The following is a 19,157-nucleotide window of genomic DNA, read 5'->3' as shown; positions in this document are numbered from 1 at the left end:
AACACTTATCTATGAAAATGATTCAACGTTCAGCTATTTATTGAATAATACTTTTAATTCCTAAATCAAATTTTTAAATGGTGCGCTGGGCGCACCCTACCGCTAACCTCAGCCCTCAACCAACGCCAAAAACTCTTCCTCACCCACTATCTTAATGCCTAGTTTCTCTGCTTTGGTTAGCTTAGAGCCTGCCTTATCACCTGCCAGTAGCGCAGTGGTTTTTGCCGAGATGCTGCCTGAGACTTTTGCGCCTAGTGCTTGCAGTTTGGCTTTGGCTTCATCACGCGCCATGCTATCGAGCGCACCCGTGATGACCCATGTTTGCCCATCGAGTGGTAGCCCTTCTGAGGCGACCTGCTCGACTTTATCCCAATGCACGCCAGCCGCGCGTAATGCGGTGATGACTTCGATATTGTGCGGCGCGCGGAAGAACTCATAGGTCAGCTCAGCGGTGATTTCGCCAACATCGGGCGTTTTTATCAAGGTCTCAATACTGGCGGCCATCAGACTATCTAAATCACCAAATTGCTGCGCAAAGTTCTGTGCTGTGCCTTCACCCACACCGCGAATACCCAGCGCATAGATAAAGCGCGCCAATGTCGTGTGCTTGCTGGCTTCGATAGCATTAATGATATTCTGGACCGATTTTTCACCCAGTTTTTCAAAGGTGACCATCTCATCCGCATGATTGTGCAACTGATAGATATCAGCAACCGTTTTGATAAGGCCATGCTCAAAGAAGCTAATCAGCCAGCGCTCACCAAGCCCATCAATATCCATAGCACGACGTGAGACAAAGTGAATCAGCGCCTCAGTCTGCTGCGCTGGGCAATACAGTCCGCCTGTGCAGCGTGCCAATGCCTCATCTTCTGGTAGGGATGACAGGCGAATCACAGACAGGACAAGTCGAAGGTAGGGTCACAGGTTCAGAGTCGGCTGGGCGCTGCTCGTGCCAAACGCGGGTGACCTTGGGGATGACATCACCTGCACGGTGCACGCTAACCATATCGCCTGCGCGCACGTCCAGACGCTGAATCTCACCAAAGTTATGCAAGGTGACATTGCTGACGGTGACGCCGCCGACTTTGACGGGTTCGAGCTTACCGACTGGGGTGATTTGCCCTGTCCGTCCGACTTGCCATTCGATATCGTTGAGACGCGTCATGACGGTTTCAGCAGGAAATTTATAGGCCGTCGCCCAGCGCGGCTCACGGGATAAAAAGCCGAGCTGCTGCTGCAAGGCAAGGCTATTCACCTTAATCACCATACCATCGATTTCAAATGGCAAATCGGCACGACTTTCTATCACTGACTCATAATAAGTCTGCGCGGCGCGTGGATTGGCGACCACTTCTACAGCGCTGACGGTGAAGCCAAGCTCGGTGAGCCATGCCAGCGCCCCCTGACTGGGTGTCTATACTTTCAGGCAGTCCTTGATTGACCGAATAGCCATAAAATGCGAGTGGACGACTAGCGGCTATGGCGGGATCAAGCTGACGTAAGCTACCAGCAGCGGCATTGCGTGGATTGGCAAAGGTTTTACCTTCGCTCGCCTCGCTAAGTCGATTGAGACGCTCAAACCCTGCTTTTGGCATCAGCACTTCACCGCGCACTTCTAACAGCTCGATATCAGCCGCATCGGCGATCCATAGTGGTAAATTGCGAATGGTTTTGGCATTTTGGGTAATGTCCTCACCCGTCTGCCCATCACCGCGCGTGACCGCTTGGACAAATTTGCCATGCTCATATTTTAATGAAACGGCCAATCCATCAAGCTTTAGCTCCATCTCGTATTCAGGGTTTTGCTGCGAGTCGCTCAGGCGATCATTGACGCGGCGCATAAAATCGCGCAAATCATCATACTCAAAGACATTACCCAAGGACAACATTGGAATATCATGCGTGACTTGGGTAAAGGCCGATAGCGGCATATCGCCGACTTGATTGATTGGGCTATCTGGCTGCACTAAGTCCGGATATTCTTCTTCAATCTCAAGCAACGAGCGGCGCAATTGATCGTATTCACTGTCTTCTAAGATTGGATTATCTAGCACATAGTAGGCGTAGTTGTGCTGTTTGAGAGACTCGATAAGCGTGCGCATTTGCGAGACAATTTCTGCATTATTATTGGTGCCGTCATTGGCCGAACTGGCTATATTAGATGTTGCACTTTGCACTTGAGCAGATAGGTTTTTAGAATTATTTGATAAGGTAGCGTCAGTCATAGTCGGGGTCTTTTTTGTCATTCAAGATGACGATATGATAACAAGTTTACAGGATACTCGGATATAGCCAATCCTATATAAATCAGCTACTGTGTCAGGCTCGCTCAGTCTACTATGTGTAGTACTTTCCCCGCCTTCCTTGTATCTAAATTATCTTGAACCGACTCTAAATTTTTTCAGAAACTATAGCCCATTAAAAAAGGCAAATAACATGAATCGCTATTTGCCTTTTTAACACTCTATAATTGTTTTTAGCAGTTGATTTACTTAGCCTTCGAGCTATTCGCCTTTAAGCTTTTAGCCTTCATAATCACGAACTTGATTACGTAGCTGCTGCTTGTATTCAGACGTGATTGGTTGGTTCTCTTCATCGAGCATAATCGCGTCAAGATCGCTTGCCATCATATAAGCAATGCTCATCATGCTATCGAAGCTGCGCACGGCTTGAGGATGTGGCAATGATAAAAACATAACGATGCCGTTATACGTGTTGGTCGCGACACTATGCGGATCAAAGGGCGCGATACCACTGTCGGTGATACCCATCATACTAAACCACAGCATACCCGTGCCGTCTTTTTTGCTCGTAGCGATGGAACATATTCATCGCGCCATAGCGTAGACCATATTTATCAATCAATGCTAGCAGATCATGACCACGGATAATCGCGGTTGGACGATCGCGATATTGGTGCGGCAAGATGGTGATATTGATGTTGTCTTTGGCATTGATCAAGGGGGCCGTTTTGCGCATCATCGCCTGACTCTGATAAATGCTGATCCAGTATCGGGCTGTTGTTGTCGAAGCTTGGCTCTTCTGCCGTGTCAATCGATGGCATCAAGCTATCTGTTGCCGACATGAGGCTAGAGAATGCATCAGGCTCTTGCTCGATATGCATCTGCTCAGCCGCCTCTAAAAACTCAGCGTTATCAGCGCGACGTTGCTCTTCTTGCCAGCGCGCATAGTCCTCATTGTCGACGACGTCATGATCTTCATCTGCCATAGTGTCACGCTCAGCAGTCAGCTGGGGATCGACGTTAGTATGAGTCTGCGTCAATGGCTCTTCTTCAACGACCGCATTCAGATAAGTGCGGTCAGGGCCAATGCTCGTCTCGCCAGCAACCGTATCATCAAAGTCTGGCTGATCAACGATATTGCGCTCATGACGCGGTATGATGGGAATACCGTTTTTATCATAATTGACCGCAGCAGCTTCAGCACCATTACGGCGCTTAAAACTGCGAATGACCATAAACAGCCCTGCGAGCACGATAAACGCGGCAATGGCAATCAATACAAACTGAATAGCGGTCATGATAAATACATCCTAGTATATATAACAAAAGGGAATACACAAACGAGCATAAATGGCAATATTCTAGCATGGCTGACCCATGTCGTCACCACATTGTGTACTTTATAACCAGTATGCTGGACTGAGGTCAAGCTTATTTGTATTTATGCCGATGGATTGATTATATTTGCATCGCTTTGATTCTCATAGCGCTTTTAATTTTGGCTTTTTTGGTCTTAGCTCTCTACATAACGCGCGGCTTCATCAAGCGACACACTGACTAGGGTAGAAATACCTGCGCTTGGCATGGTGATGCCTTTTAGCTCATCGGCAATCTGCATCGTCAGTTTATTATGACTGATAAAGATAAACTGCAAGTCATCTGCCAACTCATGAATGAGGCTAGTAAAACGCGCAACATTGGCATCATCGAGCGGCGCATCGACCTCATCAAGCACACAAAACGGTGCGGGATGCTGCTTAAATATCGCAAAAATCAAACTCAATGCGGTCAGCGTTTTTCACCGCCCGAGAGTACGGCTAGGCGGCTATTGCGCTTGCCTTTTGGCTGCGCCATCAAGGTAAGCCCTGCCCGCCATTGCTCCGACTTTGGCGTATTGGCTGGCATCTCGTCTGTGTTCAGTGTCAGACTGGCTTGCCCGCCGCCAAATACTTTAGCAAACAAATTGGCCAGCTCATTATTGACCGCATCGAGCGTCTGCATAAATAGCGTCTTGGTCGTCTCATCGATCGAAGCAATCGCTTCAGTCAATGTCTGCATACTGGCGGCGATATCAGTGGTCTGCTGCGCAAGTGGCTCCAAGCGCTCATTGACCTCGGCCAACTCCGCGACAGCAGCAAGATTGACAGCGCCAATCTTACTTAATTGCTGCGCAAGCTTGGCGCGCTCGGACGCAAGCTCAGCGATTTTGTCTGGGCGCACACGGCGATCATGAGCGATAAAGTCTGCCAGCAAGTTTGAGACACTCATGGTTTGTTGAGGCTGTTCTGCTTTCGTTTTGTACTTCTCACTCACTTGAGTATAAGCATCTAGAGCGCTTTGTGTATGTGAACTGGCATCCTCCAAACGCGCGGCACTTAATGCTAACTCAGTTGCATGCTGTGCAAGTTCGCTTTGCTGCGTCTGCAAGGTATTTTGCAACGTATCAAATGCCGTCTGCTGCTCAGCATACGCTTGTTTTAGTGCCGTGAGCGCGCTATCACGCTCACTCAATAACGCTTGCTGCTCATCGCGCGTTGTCTGTGCGCTATGCAATGCGGCTTGCAACGTTGGTAATGTGCTCTGCTGCTTATCATGGCGCGCCTGTAGACTCTGCTCATTCTCTAATGACTTGTCATATTGCTCGGTTGCACGAGCCAGACTGCTAACGCTATGCTCTAGGCGCATCTCATGCTGCTGAATACGTAGCTGCAGTGCCTGCCAAGCCTCATCATCGGCTTGACGTGCGCGGTGTAGCTCGCTGCGCTCAGATTGTAATTGCTGATTGGTCGCTCGTGCTTCTACTATTTGCGGCGTGAGTGTGGCGATCTCGCGTTCGATATCCTGCTGCTCATGAAGAAGTGTCTGCGCCTCATGCGCAAGCTCTTGCTTTTCTTGCTCAAGCGTCACTTTGTCAGCATTTAGGCGTTGGCTGTCTGCTTGCAAGCGCTCAGCGTTGGCGCGATCGGTCGTCAGTTGCTGCTGGTATTTATGCTTATCACGGGTTAATTGCTCAGCTTGGGCGCGCGTTTCTTCCAAACTGACTATCAACGCATCATAATCGCGCTGGTGTTTTGCGATGGATTTTTGCTGATTGTCGATGCTCAACTCTAGCTCACCGAGCAGGTCCTCTAGCGTTTGCAAACGCGTGCGCTGCGCCAAACGCTGGGTGAGAAACTGACTGCTGCCCTCGCTTTGATCGTCTTGCGCGCCCGCAAGTTTGCTCAAGTTTAATGTGCCTTGACAACTAATGACCCAACCATCAGCAGTCAGTAGAAGCGCTGATGACGGTAATGACTTTAAGACATCGGCAAACACGTTAATATCATGCTCACTAGTAGACTCAAACTGTGCTGTGTATAGATAACACTGCTGCCAAAGCACAAGCGCAGGCTGCGCAATCAGCTGTGATAATGGCAACACTTTATCAGTTAAGCTCTCTGGTAAGTCGCTGATAAAGGCACTGTCTCTGGTTTTATTTTGCTTCGCAGCCAACCATAGGCTATGACCCGTTGCTAGTGTTTTGTCTTTTGTACTGGCTGAGGTGTTTTGTATGGTTTGATAAGTCAGTAAATCAGTAACATCATCTTCAAGTGTTTGCCACAAACTCAAACTATTGGCTTTTTGATCCGCATCATTCACATGATCAGCACGTGCTGAATTGGTGTGGCTTGCAATTAATACATGGCTATCTAGCCATAACGCTAAAACACTATCGAGCAGCTGTGCGTGCGCTTGCCCCTTCGCGCTCAGTTCAATCTGTTCACGCAGCGTCGTAATAGCCAATTGCTGTGTATTTACAGCGCCACTATCGGTGTTATTTGTTGCAGCTGCTTTGTTTTGAGAGTTTGATATAGGTTTTGGATGCAATATCTGATGCAAAGTGTCGTATTCACCTGCGAGTAGTGCATGACGTTTTTCATCATCGCTCAGCTCGCGTTGCTGCGTGTTCAGTCGCTGCTGCAAATGATGCGCTTGCGGCTGTATCTCAGACAGACGTTCATCCACCCCTTCTTGCTGACGCTCAATCTGCTGTAGCTGTTTGCTCAGCTTAGCGACTTGCTCTTCTAGCACCTGATGCAAGTCTTGCTCGTCTGCTGCCTGACTTGCATCAGCACTGGCACTAACAGCATTAGTATTATCAGATGGCGCTATAGACTGCTGCAATTGCTGCCAGAGGTTTTGCCAATTTTGCTCGCGGCGTTGCCACTTATCATCGCTTTGCTGGTGACGCTTTTGTGCTTGAGTATTAATCGCCTGCTGCTGCTCAAGCGTACGTGCCTTGTCTTGCAGACGCGACAGCTGGTTTTGTGCGTCATGCCATGCGCGCTGCAATGGCTGCTCATGACGCTTGTGGTTATCACGCTTGTCGCTCAGCTCAGCGAGCTGTGGGCGTAACCTCTCTAATGCTTGCTGCTGCTCAGCTTGTTCAGTGTTAAGCCGCTCAATATCAGCGAGTGATTGCTGGCGCTGCTGCGCCAAGTGAGACAGTTGCTGCTCAATGGCTGCCAGCTGTGCAGTGGCATCACTCAGTTGATGCTCAGCGTTTTGGTAGCCCAGCTGCTGCTCGTAATGCGCGCTTTGGGCATCATCTTTGAGCCATTGCTCTTGGTTAATACGAGCGGTGAGCTTGTCTTGTTGTGCCTTTAGCGTGTCATAATCCGCTTGCAATGTTGACACTTCAGCCGTACTGCGCTCATGTATGATTTTTTGCTGCTGATGCTGCTGCTTGGCCTGATAGAGCTGCTGAATAGCAAGCTGCTGCTCAATATCAGCCAAGCTGAGAGATCTCCTCGTAACGCTGCGCGCTCGCTGCCTGTTTAGACAGTGCCTTTTGTTGGCGCAGCAGCTCGCTTTGCATATCGTGCAGACGCGCCAAATTATCTCTTGTCTTTTCAAGCTTTTTTTGTGTCTCTTCGCGGCGAGCCTGATAGCGCGAAACCCCAGCCGCCTCTTCGATAAACTCACGCAGCTGCAAAGGGACTTGACTCAACAATCCGCCCAATCATGCCTTGCTCAATGACCGCATAACTACGCGCACCCAGCCCTGTTCCCAAGAACACATCGACCACATCGCGGCGACGACAGCGCGTACCATTGATAAAGTAATCCGAGCGCCCGTCTTTATTGACCTGACGGCGAACGGACAGTTCTTGGTACAAGTTAAGCTCATGGCGAATGCCCGTTTGCTCATCTTGGGTATGCTCAAAGGTCAGCTCGACACTCGCCACACTCTTGGCCGCTTTGTCTTGAGTACCAGCAAAGATGACATCGCTCATCGCCCCGCCACGCAGCTGCTTGGCAGAGGTCTCACCAGCACCCAGCGTATGGCATCAATCACATTGGATTTGCCGCAGCCGTTTGGCCCGACGATGGCAGTGATGCCATGACGAAAGGTAAAGGTCGTTGGGTTGGCAAAGGACTTAAAACCTGCCAGCTTTAGAGATTTTAAACGCATGAATAGTCAATAGATGTGGCGAAAACAGGCGGCTATTCTACCTGAAATTGTCGTGAGTTTTTAGGATTAAACGTCTAAGTGCATAAACGATTTTGCCTTCAGGCTTTGATGAAACCCTCGTAATAGTTTTTGCTCCACTTGGCTGACATTGTTTTCTGTTAGATAGCGATCATTGAACGCAATCAATGCTGACCACGTGATACTGGCCACTTGTAGATGATCAACAATATCTAACAGCTCTGGTCTTAAGAGATGCTGATATTTCTTGGGTCTTTTGTGACACAGTGCCAGCTCTCGGTCGGCTAAGCGCTGTTTATTGTGCTCTAGCTCACTGCCACCGATGAACAGCAGTAAAAACTTGGCACCTTTATTGATAAAGCCTTTTTCGAGTAAATGCTCATACATCACACAGTACTTGAGCAGCTGATCTGGGTTTTTTCGACCATTAAATTTCAATTCGTTTGCTACCAGCACATTCGCCTGATGGTTGTAGGCCAAGTTGTCCATATACATCGCTTTTAGCTCGGTGCTTGCCTCAAACAATCCACTATTGCCATGTGTCGACCACGACCCATTTGGCTCAAAGGTGATGAATTGCTGATAAAATAAATCTAAATAGGCGTCGCTACATAAACTTAAAAAGATATCGAACTCTTTATTTAGATACTCTTCAGAAAAGAATTTTACGCGGCGCACAGCTTCTCTAGGATGACAGATGCCAACTCTTTGGGATGAATAGGTTTCTAATTGCTCCGTGTCATGCATTTTTGCGTTGAGCTTTTTGATAATGGCGTGTTCAATCTCTTCTACACTTTTGCCTGCTAGCTCAGGCTGGGTAGCCCACTCAATGATTTGGCGTACATATTGCTTTTTGGTGATTCCAAGAATTTGCTTGGGCTCCCACGCCAAAAATTCTACCATATTGGTAAGACCAGTTGTCCATGATATCTGGTCTTTTAAATGACTCACCGAGCCAAAGACACGGCGATATTTTTCTGCTGCTTTCATACTAATAATGTCTCATGGTTTACATACTAGGTTTATTCTATTTAACCTTTCTTCTGCTTTGATTAAAAATACAATCGTAGACGCTGTCATGTGTAGCACATACTGAATAAGGTGTTCAGGAACTTCTATCTCATCATTACCTTTGCCATGACCACTAAGTTTATTTCGAGGTGTACCTATGCTTGAGATAAGCATATTACCTAATGAATTAAAATGATCAGTCCAAAATTTTGGTATCAGTTCATTAGCTAGACAACAATCAATAAGCCTCTTTGAAGTATCTTTTTGCCATATTCCCAATCATGTTTATCTAGTATGATTTTCATGGTACTTTCAAATGCTTTAAGACAATCTGTTAGAGCGGCATCGTAACGACCATGACGATAATGTTCGTGGGCGTTTAAAAACTCTTCTTGAGCACCTCTGTATGTAGGGTTACTTAATAACTGTAAAGCGGGTTTGACCGCTTCAGCATGAATAAACTCAGAGTCCACTCTAACGATTTGACCGTTTTCATATTGATAACCTACACCGTTTTCAAGAAATCTATGATTTAATTCATTTATAGTGTCATCTAAATTTATGTTGACTTCACGTCTATTTTCTTTAGAGAATTTTGATATTGTTTTCATCATCAGTTCTACTACACTTAATGCCTTTTCCGCACACTCTTCCTCCAAAAAATATTTATAAATACTTTCAAAATAAATAATCAGCCCTTCTACGTTGCTATCATCTTCATTCAACTTAAAAACACCAGTTTCCTTGCATAATATTTTGTAGCAATTTTTTAAGTATTCACGATTTAGGGTTAATTGACTCCAATTAATACCAGATTGATCTTGACCTATTGTTTCGTTCCAAATATGAACAATTTGTATAGTCAATTCCACCTAAAAGTGTTATAAACTAATTATCAAATTCAATTGTTATTATAAAGACCATGACTTACTCACTAGATTTTCGTATGCAAGTACTAAAAAGCTTAGACGAGGGTATGACCTTTGCCGAGGCGGCTGAGTTTTATAATCTGAGCCCAACCACCATACAGAACTGGAAGCGGCGTATTCATAGCAAAACAACCAGGCAAACCAAACCCTATAAAATACCAGATGACGTGCTACTTAATGATGTCAAAGAACATCCCGACGATTACCAGTATGAGCGAGCACGTCGTTTGAACTGTAGTAAAACAGGCATTCATCATGCCCTAAAACGGCTTGGTATCAGTCAAAAAAAGACCTTAGAACATCCAAAAGCCTGTCCGATTAAAAGAGCGATATATCACAGTAAGCTTGATATCTTTAAACAACAAGGCTATCCCATTGTTTACATGGATGAAAGCGGCTTTGAGTACGAGACTATTCGCTCTCATGGGTACACATTAATTGGTACACCTTGTATTGATAGCTACAATTGGCAAGGTAAAAAGCGAACCAACGTTATCGGTGCTCTCTATGAAAAGATGCTGTTTGCACTAGATTACTTTAAGCACAACATTAACAGCAGCATATTCTACAACTGGTGCAAACAAACCCTAATCCCAAGTCTTAAAACCAAATGCGTGATTGTGATGGATAACGCTCGATTTCATAAGAAGAAGCGCATTCAAAAGCTACTGAATAGGCATGGTCATCGTATTCTATGGCTGCCACCGTACAGCCCTGATTTGAACCCTATTGAAAAGAAATGGGCACAAGTAAAGTTTCTACGCCAAGGCTGGTTGGAAAACGACTTATCCAAGTTGTTTTATGATGTTTGTCCTAACCATAACAATTTTATTTTGAACTGACTATACTTTTTAATTTGTTAGGCAATTCTTCGTACTGGTAAACGTCAGGATATTCGCCTCGAATTCTTTTCTGTCTTTTATGGAATAATTCGGTAATAGCCATATTGAACCCTCAATTTATTATTAGTAACTAATTCACTACACCAAAACTAAATCACACCCAATCCACTTAATAACAACTGCCCTCCTGCAAATATCAATAATACGCCAAACGCGCGCTTGAGCATCAAGGCAGGCAATACATGAGCAAGTTTGGCACCCACTTTTGCCATTGCAAAGCTCGCCACCGAAATACACAAAAATCCTATGACATGGACAAATCCGATGGTGCCCTCAGGCAGATTGACCACATCTTGACCAAACCAGGCAAATCCAGCCGCGCCAGCCAGAGCAATAGGCAGACCACACGCCGCCGACGTACCGACCGATTGCTTCATCGGCAGCCCCGCCCAGTTCAAAAACGGTACGGTCAAACTACCACCGCCAATCCCAAAGATAGAGGACGCCATGCCAATGCCCGTACCAGCGCCAAACTGTACCCCAGCAGGTGGCAGCGGTTTGCCCACTTGCTCTTTGTTAGAAAAGAACAGCATTTTTAGCGCAACCAATAGCGCGCCAACACCGATGATGGCTTGTAGCGCCTGACCATCAATCATATCTGCGATACCAGCGCCGACCAAACTCCCCGCCACCAAGCCGAGCGCCATCTTGCGCCACACTTCCCAGCGGACACCGCCGCGTTTATTGTGAGCCGTCAGTGAGCTGATCGAGGTCACAACAATGGTCGCAAGAGACGTACCAATAGCTAGGTGTGTCACCACCTCTGGCGAAAAGTCATAGGCGGTAAAAATCCAGACCAGGGCGGGGACGATAATCATGCCGCCGCCCACGCCAAACAAGCCTGCACTGACACCTGCAAACGCCCCTGCAATCACAAACCACACATATAACATCATAGAACAAACCTTTTATAATACTGGCCTAGGGCGTGTTGAACATTCGACCATGGCACTGACAGCGACTATTTTTTAGGCGATTCGATGTTAAAAATAATAAGTTTAGTCACTCTAAGCGCTTATTTTTAACAATGAAGCGGCAAAAAAGAGTCCCCTACTTTATCGTTGGGGCTGATGCTAAAATTGCCCCATACTGCGTTACAAATCTCGCTTAGGCATCTGCATTATCGTCGCTTTGTGCCTTGTCTGGAACAATTTTAGCAATCAGCAGTGCCTATTTGCGAATGTTCAACACGCCCTAGTATTAATTTTATTGCCTACTTACTGGTTTCTTAGCGCACTTAACTGTATTTGCCAAATCTCAACGTGACCTTTATTCTGTCTTTGGTATGCTGTCTTTGGTAACCGCTTAGTATATCAAAGTTTCCTTTAACCACATCGATTAAACTTATGTCACCACTCACCAATTTTTCTCCCGCTTTATCCGAGCTTAACCACCGTCACGTTGCCAGTAGCACCTCGACCAATAGCGAGCTGATCGCAGCACTGCAAGATGGCACGCTAGATGCTGCTACCGTACACGTCTTGACCGCAGAGACGCAGAGCGCGGGACGTGGACAACATGGGCGCTCGTGGCAGTCACCACGCGGCAATGTCTACCTGTCGTTGTACCATCCGGTGCATATGCCAGTTAGTGGGCTACTGTCTTTGATTATTGGTCTTGAGCTGGCAAAAATGCCTGTTATCCAAACCGTAAATGAACAACTACAAGCGCAAGGTCTGACGCCAATTGGGGTGAAATGGGCAAATGATTTGGGGTTTTATCAGAGTCAAGCCAGTCATCATTCTGAATTGGCGCACTCTGCACCCGACGGTTCAGCTTTAGACAGCGCCATCTCACTTCAGCGCACATTGCCCTTTCAAAAACTCGCTGGCATCTTGATAGAACCCGTGACCAAATCTGGCAAGCTGGTTGGTGTGGTACTAGGCATTGGGTTGAATGTAAAAGCTGCGCCAACGCTCACCGCGCAAACCTCTGAGGGGATGAGTTATCAAGCGATCAGCTTACAGGACATCCATGAGTTGCTACATCCAGAAGTGGCAGCTGCCACGAGCCTGCCAGACTTACAAACATTGTATCAGCAGATGAGCAAAGCACTGATGGCAGCGATGATTCGCTTTGAGCATTTGGCCATCGAAAAACCAACGGGGCATACCTATTATTTAGATGGATTTTTTGCAGCAGTTTGCAGCGATGGATGCGCTAGCCGGTCTGCGTTTACGTGTTACCCAAGACTATAATAATGAGAAAAAAGTCATGACGGGAGTCGCTTGCGGTGTCGACACTCATGGGTGTTTGCAATTACAGCAAGATAACGGTAAGATTTCTACGCTTTTTACTGGGCGTATTGACGTTATTTATTAGGGACACGCCCTAGGCTTAATCATAACACTGACGAGCACCATCATTAACGAGCGCTATATAAAGGGATTTTTATGCTCTGGCTTGATCTTGGCAATACCCGCCTAAAATACTGGCTGACCGACGATATCGGGCAGATAGTCTCACATGATGCCAAGCAGCATCTGCAAGCACCCGCTGAATTACTCATGGGTCTGACTGACCGCTTTGAGCGTTATGCGCCCGATTTTATTGGTATCTCATCCGTACTGGGCGATGCGCTCAATGCCCAAGTATCAGAGACGCTCAGTCGTTTGAACATTCCATTTGAGTTTGTCCATGTTGATGCCGCGCATGCGCTATGAAAAGTGCTTATAATGACCAGCAGCTCGGCTGTGATCGCTGGCTACAGATGCTAGGAGCCGTCGATAAGAAAAAACGCCAATGCGTGATCGGCTGCGGTACGGCAGTGACCATTGACTTGATTGATCACGCTGAGCATTTGGGTGGTTATATCTTCCCCAGTATTTACCTACAACGCGAGTCTCTGTTTTCTGGAACCAAGCAAATCACCATCTCTAACGGCACGTTTGATAGTGTTAGCCAAGGCATGACCACCCAAGACGCGGTGCACCGTGGCATCTTGCTCTCTATCGTTGGTGCAATCAATGAGATTAGTCGTCGTCACCCAAACTTTGAAGTGATCATGACAGGCGGCGATGCGGCCACTATCTCGCAGCATGTCAATCGCCCCGTACGCTTGCGCGATGATTTATTATTAAATGGTCTGGCACGGTATTTTTGATTATCGTAATAAGTCATAATCCGTCATAGATAAGCCAATATCATACTGTCACACTGACAAAAAAAGCAGCACGTTTAAAGCGTGCTGCTTTTTTATTAGATACTTTTCTCTTTTATAAGGTCAAAGCTTTGCTAGCTACTGTTCTAACCCTTTTTATTTGGTCTCGTTAAACAGCTCACGACCGACCAGCATACGACGAATCTCGCTAGTACCTGCGCCAATCTCATACAGCTTAGCATCGCGCCAGTAGCGACCGAGTGGATACTCGTTGGTATACCCATTACCGCCAAATATCTGAATGCCCTCACCTGCCATCCATGTGGCTTTTTCGGCACACCATAAAATCACACTAGCACAGTCTTTTCGCACTTCTCGGCTGTGTCCTGCGCCGTGCGCGTCTAGCATATCGAGGTTTTTACCAACGGTGTATAAGAAGCTACGACCTGCCTGCAAAATAGTATACATATCAGCCGCTTTGCCTTGGATTAATTGAAACTCACCAATTGCTTGACCAAACTGCTTGCGCTCATGGATATAAGGGACGACATTGTCCATCACCGCCTGCATGATGCCAATAGGACCTGCGGCTAATACGGCACGCTCATAATCTAGGCCACTCATGAGTACCTTAACGCCTTCATTGAGACCGCCCAAGATATTGTCGCTTGGTACGATGACATTGTTAAAAGTCATCTCACCCGTATGGCTACCACGCATGCCAAGCTTATCGAGCTTTTGCGCGGTACCAAACCCTTCCATACCTTTTTCTACGATAAAGGCGGTCATACCTTTGGCACCCATTTCAGGATTGGTCTTGGCATAGACCACCATCACATCCGCATCAGGGCCATTGGTGATCCACATTTTGCTACCGTTCAAGATGTAATTACCGTCTTTTTCTTCGGCTTTGAGCTTCATGCTGACGACATCTGAACCAGCACCGGTCTCACTCATTGCTAATGCACCGATGAACTCGCCGCTGATGAGTTTTGGCAAATATTTTTGTTTCTGTGCTTCAGAGCCGTTGCGTTTGATTTGGTTAATGCACAAGTTAGAATGCGCACCATAGCTAAGCGCCACCGATGCCGACGCTCGGCTAATCTCTTCCATCGCCACCATATGAGCGACATAGCCCATGTTGGAGCCGCCATACTCTTCAGGGACGGTAATGCCATGTAGACCCAGATCGCCCATCTTTTGCCACAGATCCATAGGGAACTCATCACTGCTGTCGATCTCGCTTGCACGCGGGGCAATCTCATTGGCCGCAAACTGCTGTACGACAGCACGTAGCGCGTCAATATCTTCGCCAAGCTGAAAATTCAATCCAGGTAAACTCATGACCATTCCTTGTTTTTTAGTATAGTCAATCAATATTAAAAGTGGTACAAGGCAGACGAGTGTAAGTACTACAGTAGTAGGCTAAACGAGTCTAACGCTGTAACACTTTAATAGTGGTTCGACTATATTTCATTTTACGATAATTTTTTAAGACTGACATTTATTAATCAAAGCCCGTGCCACGTTTGAGCCATTTGGACGCTTTAAAAACCCACTAATACGCTCGCCTGCCACGACCAATTTTTCCAAATCGATACCCGTGCTGATACCCATGCCATGCAGCATATATACCACATCTTCGGTCGCGACATTGCCCGTTGCGCCTTTGGCATACGGACAGCCACCGAGGCCTGCGACTGAGGTATCAAATTCGCTGACACCCATTTGTAATGCCGCTAGGGTATTGCTGAGTGCTTGACCGTAAGTATCATGAAAGTGACCTGATAACATGGCAATATCAGCATACTCAAGCGCTGCTTGTAGGGCACGCTGTACTTTGAGCGGCGTACCCACACCGATCGTATCGGCAATGCCAATCTGCTCTGAACCAATCTCAATCAACCGCTTGGTCACGTAAGCGACTTGGCTAGGGTCAATCTCGCCTTCATAAGGACAACCAACGGTACAAGAGATAACGCCGCGTACTTTGATACCTTGCGCTTTTGCCGCAGCGGCAACGGGCGTGAAACGCTCAATACTCTCATCGATACTGCAATTGATATTTTTTTGGCTAAAGGTTTCGCTGGCTGAACCAAAAATAACAATTTCATCAGGACGGTAGGCAATCGCATTGTCAAAGCCGCGCATATTGGGCACGAGTACTGAGTAACAAACGTCCTTCTGCCGCGTTGGCGCAAGCGCATCAAGCAATGCGCTGTTATCGCCCATTTGTGGCACCCACTTTGGCGAGACAAAACTGGTCACCTCCAGTTTTTTAATCCCTGCGTCAATTAAATCATTGATTAAGGCTTGTTTAACCTCGGTCGGTACCGTCATGGATTCGTTTTGCAATCCATCACGCGGACTGACATCGACGATGGTGACATGGCTTGGATACGAGTGGCTCATGCTTATTGTCCTTTTCTATTCGCTTTCACTATCGATACGCAGTAGCTCATCACCATCAGCGACCAAATCACCTGCTGCAAATAATAGTTCTGCTACCACACCATCATTTGGTGCGGTAATGGTATGTTCGATCTTCATGGCTTCGATGACCGCAAGTGGTTCGCCTTTTTCACAGTATCGCCAACAGCTACTTTGAATGCAACGACTTGCCCTGGCATCGGTGATTTTAGGCTGCCGACTGCTGCTGTGTCTTCACCCACATGCGCCATCACATCAATTAAGGTAATCTCATCGCATCCGCTATCTGTGAACACATAAACTGTCTCATTACTAACCCAGCTCTGCGCACTGATACGTGCACCCTCTAACCATAAGGTATGATTGTGCGCATCACTGCTATCATAGCTGACTTGGCCTTCATAAACCGTTTCAGTCTGAGCGGCGACATTGATATTGCTATCATCCTGCGTGTTCGCGACTTCTTTACCAATGACAAGCGCAAAGCTACTGAGATTGTCACCGCCCTTTTGCGTTCAGCGCCACTCACATTGTGCCAGTTACTGATACGAGCATAATAGGACTGCTCATTATAAATGAGGCTAAATGAGCGAGTGTAATCGCTATAAGCACGGAATCCTGTCGGTTTGCTAAAGGGGTCGTTGTCGATCTTTTGTAATACGGCTTCACTCGCAAGCTGCTGCGTAATAGCCGTCACCACAAGCGTCGATAATCCAAGCGGATGCTGATCAAATAGCTTGTCCTGCTCGCGCTCTATCAGCGCCGTATCAAGATTGGCGTTGTTAAATGAGTCGGTATTTAAGATATAACGCAAAAATGCCACATTATTTGGTAGACCGACGATACGCGTCTGCGCCAATGCACGATCGAGTCTCGCCAACGCTTGCTCGCGTGTGGGTGCGTGGACGATAAGCTTGGCAATCATAGAATCGTAGAAGGGACTGATGACATCACCCTCGCGTACGCCATCATCGATACGCACATCAGCGCCGTTTTTATCAATGACAAAGGTGCTGTGCTCAGGCTTCTGATAGGTAAACAACGTTCCCGTCGCTGGTAAAAAATTATTGTCAGGGTTTTCAGCACAGATACGCGCTTCGATCGCATGACCATTGATCGTCAAATCGTCTTGCGATTTTGGCAATGGCTGACCCGCAGCGACCAACAGTTGCCACTCGACCAAATCCACACCAGTAATGGCTTCGCTGACCGGATGTTCAACTTGCAAGCGCGTGTTCATCTCCATGAAATAAAAATTCATCGTGCCTTCGCGCTGCTCCACAATAAACTCAACCGTGCCAGCGCCGACATAATTAACCGCACGCGCCGCCTCAATTGCAGCCGTACCCATCGCTTCACGCATGGCCCTATCGACACCCGGTGCTGGCGCTTCTTCCAATACTTTTTGATGGCGACGCTGCACGGAGCAATCCCGCTCAAACAGATGCACATAATTGCCATGCGTATCGCCAAATACTTGGATTTCGATATGGCGTGGTTTGAGCGCATATTTTCGATCAACACTTGATCATTGCCAAAACTGGTAATTGCTTCACGGCGGCACGAGTCAAGCAAGTCAATAAAATCACTGCTTTGCTCAACGATACGCATGCCTTTGCCGCCGCCGCCTGCACTCGCTTTGATTAAGACAGGATAGCCAATATCATCTGCTTGCTGCTGCAAAAACTGGGCGTCTTGATTGTCACCATGATAGCCGGGTATCAGCGGCACGCCAGCGGCCTCCATCAAGCGCTTGGACTCAGATTTGCCGCCCATGGCGCGAATCGCCTCAGCAGAGGGTCCGATAAACACCAAACCAGCCTCTTGGCAGGCCTGTGCAAAATCGGCGTTTTCACTCAAAAACCCATAGCCTGGGTGGATGGCCTCAGCACCTGTTTGCTTGGCGATGGCAATAATGGCATCACCTTTGAGATAGCTGTCTTTCGGTGCCGAACCGCCTAGATAGATCGCTTCATCACAAACCGCCACGTGCTTGGCTTCGCGATCAGCATCAGAATACACCGCGACGGTACTGACGCCAAGACGCTTGGCAGTTGCGGCCACTCGGCAAGCAATTTCACCACGGTTGGCAATTAGAATTTTAGAAAACATAACTATCCCTGTATCTTGTCATTATTATTTGACGTCTTGTCTATTTGTCCGTTTATCTATTCGTTTATCGTTAGTTTGCTGTCAACCAATCAGGCTTGCGCTTTTGCAAAAATGCTTGCACGCCCTCCTTTCCTTGTGTTGATGCGCGAATATCCGCAATACCTTTTACCGTATCAGCAATCAGCTCATCAGTGATGGGCGCGCCAGCAACATCGTGTAATAGCTGCTTGCAGGTTTTGACCGCATCGGGGCTGTTTTTAACCATTTTGGCACAAAGTGTCGTGACCTCATCATCTAACCATTCTTCGCTCACGCGCTCATGGATAAAGCCAAGCTGACGTGCTTTTTTGGCATCAAACACCTCAGCACTTAAGAAGTAACGCTGCGCAGCTCTAGCGCCCATCGCTCGGATGACATAAGGACTGATGGTCGCAGGTGCCAAGCCCAAGCGCACTTCGCTCAGGCAAAAGTTGGCAATCTTCACAGCGATGGCCACATCACAGACGGCAACGAGACCCATACCACCTGCATAGACATCGCCTTGTATTGCCGCAATCGTCGGCTTAGGACACTCATAAATTGTCTTAAGCATTTGCGCCAATTTATCCGCATCCGCTAGATTCTCTTCATAGCTATAATCCGCCATGGCGCGCATCCAATTAAGATCAGCGCCTGCACAGAACGCTTTGCCAGCAGCGGCTAACACAATGACACGTACGTCATCGTCAGCACCAAGCACAGTGAAAGCCTCTGTCAGCTCGGCGATCATCTCGTCATTAAAGGCATTGCGTATCTCGGGACGATTTAACGTCACGGTAGCGACGTGTTGTTTTATATCGACTAATAGACTTTTATAATGATTACTATTTTTTGATTTTGCTTCTTTCATAACTTTCTCTATGTTCCTATTTATATGTCTATGTAAATACTTAGCCCAACGTTTGGGTCATCCATCAT

General features: G+C 47.2%; 12 protein-coding genes and 5 pseudogenes. 3 read left to right on the top strand and 14 right to left on the bottom strand.

All coding sequences use genetic code 11. The features are described from left to right. Positions 1–108: 108 nt before the first annotated feature. The 7 genes and pseudogenes from ligA to PKHYL_RS02375 all read right to left on the bottom strand — a co-directional run bounded on the left by ligA (position 109) and on the right by PKHYL_RS02375 (position 9,599). A pseudogene (gene ligA / locus PKHYL_RS02415) lies at positions 109–2,102 on the bottom strand (NAD-dependent DNA ligase LigA). A gap of 420 nt (positions 2,103–2,522) precedes the next feature. Further along, a complete protein-coding gene (locus tag PKHYL_RS02410; protein ID WP_269778226.1) occupies positions 2,523–2,789 on the bottom strand; it encodes a cell division protein ZipA C-terminal FtsZ-binding domain-containing protein in 267 nt (88 codons plus the stop codon). Beyond that, on the bottom strand, positions 2,776–2,865 hold the full coding sequence (locus PKHYL_RS17060) for a cell division protein ZipA C-terminal FtsZ-binding domain-containing protein (RefSeq protein WP_269778225.1): 90 nt from the start codon (positions 2,863–2,865) through the stop codon (positions 2,776–2,778). Before PKHYL_RS17060 ends, PKHYL_RS02410 begins: the two co-directional genes overlap by 14 nt. A gap of 10 nt (positions 2,866–2,875) precedes the next feature. Beyond that, positions 2,876–3,541, bottom strand: a complete 666-nt coding sequence (locus PKHYL_RS02405; protein WP_240365896.1) for a hypothetical protein — start codon at positions 3,539–3,541, stop codon at positions 2,876–2,878. A 215-nt stretch (positions 3,542–3,756) separates the two neighbouring features. Continuing rightward, positions 3,757–7,698 (bottom strand): annotated as a pseudogene (locus PKHYL_RS02395) (AAA family ATPase). 66 nt (positions 7,699–7,764) lie between these two features. Next, complete coding sequence (locus PKHYL_RS02380) at positions 7,765–8,706, bottom strand: hypothetical protein (RefSeq protein WP_240365892.1); 942 nt, start codon at positions 8,704–8,706, stop codon at positions 7,765–7,767. A gap of 12 nt (positions 8,707–8,718) precedes the next feature. Continuing rightward, positions 8,719–9,599: pseudogene (locus tag PKHYL_RS02375) on the bottom strand (STM4504/CBY_0614 family protein). A gap of 50 nt (positions 9,600–9,649) precedes the next feature. Between PKHYL_RS02375 and PKHYL_RS02370 the strand changes: the two are divergent. Continuing rightward, positions 9,650–10,498, top strand: coding sequence for an IS630 family transposase (locus PKHYL_RS02370; RefSeq protein WP_240365890.1), 849 nt, complete (start codon positions 9,650–9,652; stop codon positions 10,496–10,498). Positions 10,499–10,647: 149 nt separating this feature from the next. On the opposite strand, the gene PKHYL_RS02365 is transcribed toward PKHYL_RS02370, so the two are convergent. Continuing rightward, complete coding sequence (locus PKHYL_RS02365) at positions 10,648–11,451, bottom strand: sulfite exporter TauE/SafE family protein (protein WP_240366480.1); 804 nt, start codon at positions 11,449–11,451, stop codon at positions 10,648–10,650. Between the two features lie 453 nt (positions 11,452–11,904). Here PKHYL_RS02365 and PKHYL_RS02360 point away from each other — a divergent pair, with 453 nt between their 5' ends. Both PKHYL_RS02360 and PKHYL_RS02355 read left to right on the top strand, forming a co-directional pair. Beyond that, positions 11,905–12,756: a biotin--[acetyl-CoA-carboxylase] ligase gene (locus tag PKHYL_RS02360; RefSeq protein ID WP_240365889.1), complete on the top strand. Its 852-nt coding sequence runs from the start codon at positions 11,905–11,907 to the stop codon at positions 12,754–12,756. A gap of 195 nt (positions 12,757–12,951) precedes the next feature. Continuing rightward, positions 12,952–13,661: pseudogene (locus PKHYL_RS02355) on the top strand (pantothenate kinase). 153 nt (positions 13,662–13,814) lie between these two features. Here PKHYL_RS02355 and PKHYL_RS02350 read toward each other — a convergent pair. The 6 genes and pseudogenes from PKHYL_RS02350 to PKHYL_RS02325 form a co-directional block, all read right to left on the bottom strand. After that, positions 13,815–15,002, bottom strand: coding sequence for an isovaleryl-CoA dehydrogenase (locus tag PKHYL_RS02350; protein ID WP_071002320.1), 1,188 nt, complete (start codon positions 15,000–15,002; stop codon positions 13,815–13,817). A gap of 147 nt (positions 15,003–15,149) precedes the next feature. Then, positions 15,150–16,070: a hydroxymethylglutaryl-CoA lyase gene (locus PKHYL_RS02345; protein ID WP_071002321.1), complete on the bottom strand. Its 921-nt coding sequence runs from the start codon at positions 16,068–16,070 to the stop codon at positions 15,150–15,152. A 15-nt stretch (positions 16,071–16,085) separates the two neighbouring features. Further along, positions 16,086–16,208: an acetyl-CoA carboxylase biotin carboxyl carrier protein subunit gene (locus PKHYL_RS02340; RefSeq protein WP_240365888.1), complete on the bottom strand. Its 123-nt coding sequence runs from the start codon at positions 16,206–16,208 to the stop codon at positions 16,086–16,088. After that, positions 16,205–16,384 (bottom strand): hypothetical protein, encoded by a 180-nt coding sequence (locus tag PKHYL_RS02335; RefSeq protein WP_240365887.1) that lies wholly within the window; start codon positions 16,382–16,384, stop codon positions 16,205–16,207. The genes PKHYL_RS02340 and PKHYL_RS02335 overlap by 4 nt, the downstream gene beginning before the upstream one ends. A gap of 374 nt (positions 16,385–16,758) precedes the next feature. Further along, a pseudogene (locus PKHYL_RS02330) lies at positions 16,759–18,200 on the bottom strand (acetyl-CoA carboxylase biotin carboxylase subunit); the annotation flags it as partial. Positions 18,201–18,270: 70 nt separating this feature from the next. Further along, the gene (locus tag PKHYL_RS02325; RefSeq protein ID WP_240365886.1) at positions 18,271–19,089 is read right to left on the bottom strand and encodes an enoyl-CoA hydratase/isomerase family protein; all 819 of its coding nucleotides are present in this window, start codon (positions 19,087–19,089) and stop codon (positions 18,271–18,273) included. Between the last annotated feature and the right edge of the window lie 68 nt (positions 19,090–19,157).

Source organism: Psychrobacter sp. KH172YL61 (genome assembly GCF_007182895.1).
Lineage (GTDB): Bacteria > Pseudomonadota > Gammaproteobacteria > Pseudomonadales > Moraxellaceae > Psychrobacter > Psychrobacter pacificensis.
The sequence above is the reverse complement of the archived record's forward strand: the minus strand, read 5'-3'. Positions and strand labels throughout refer to the sequence as shown.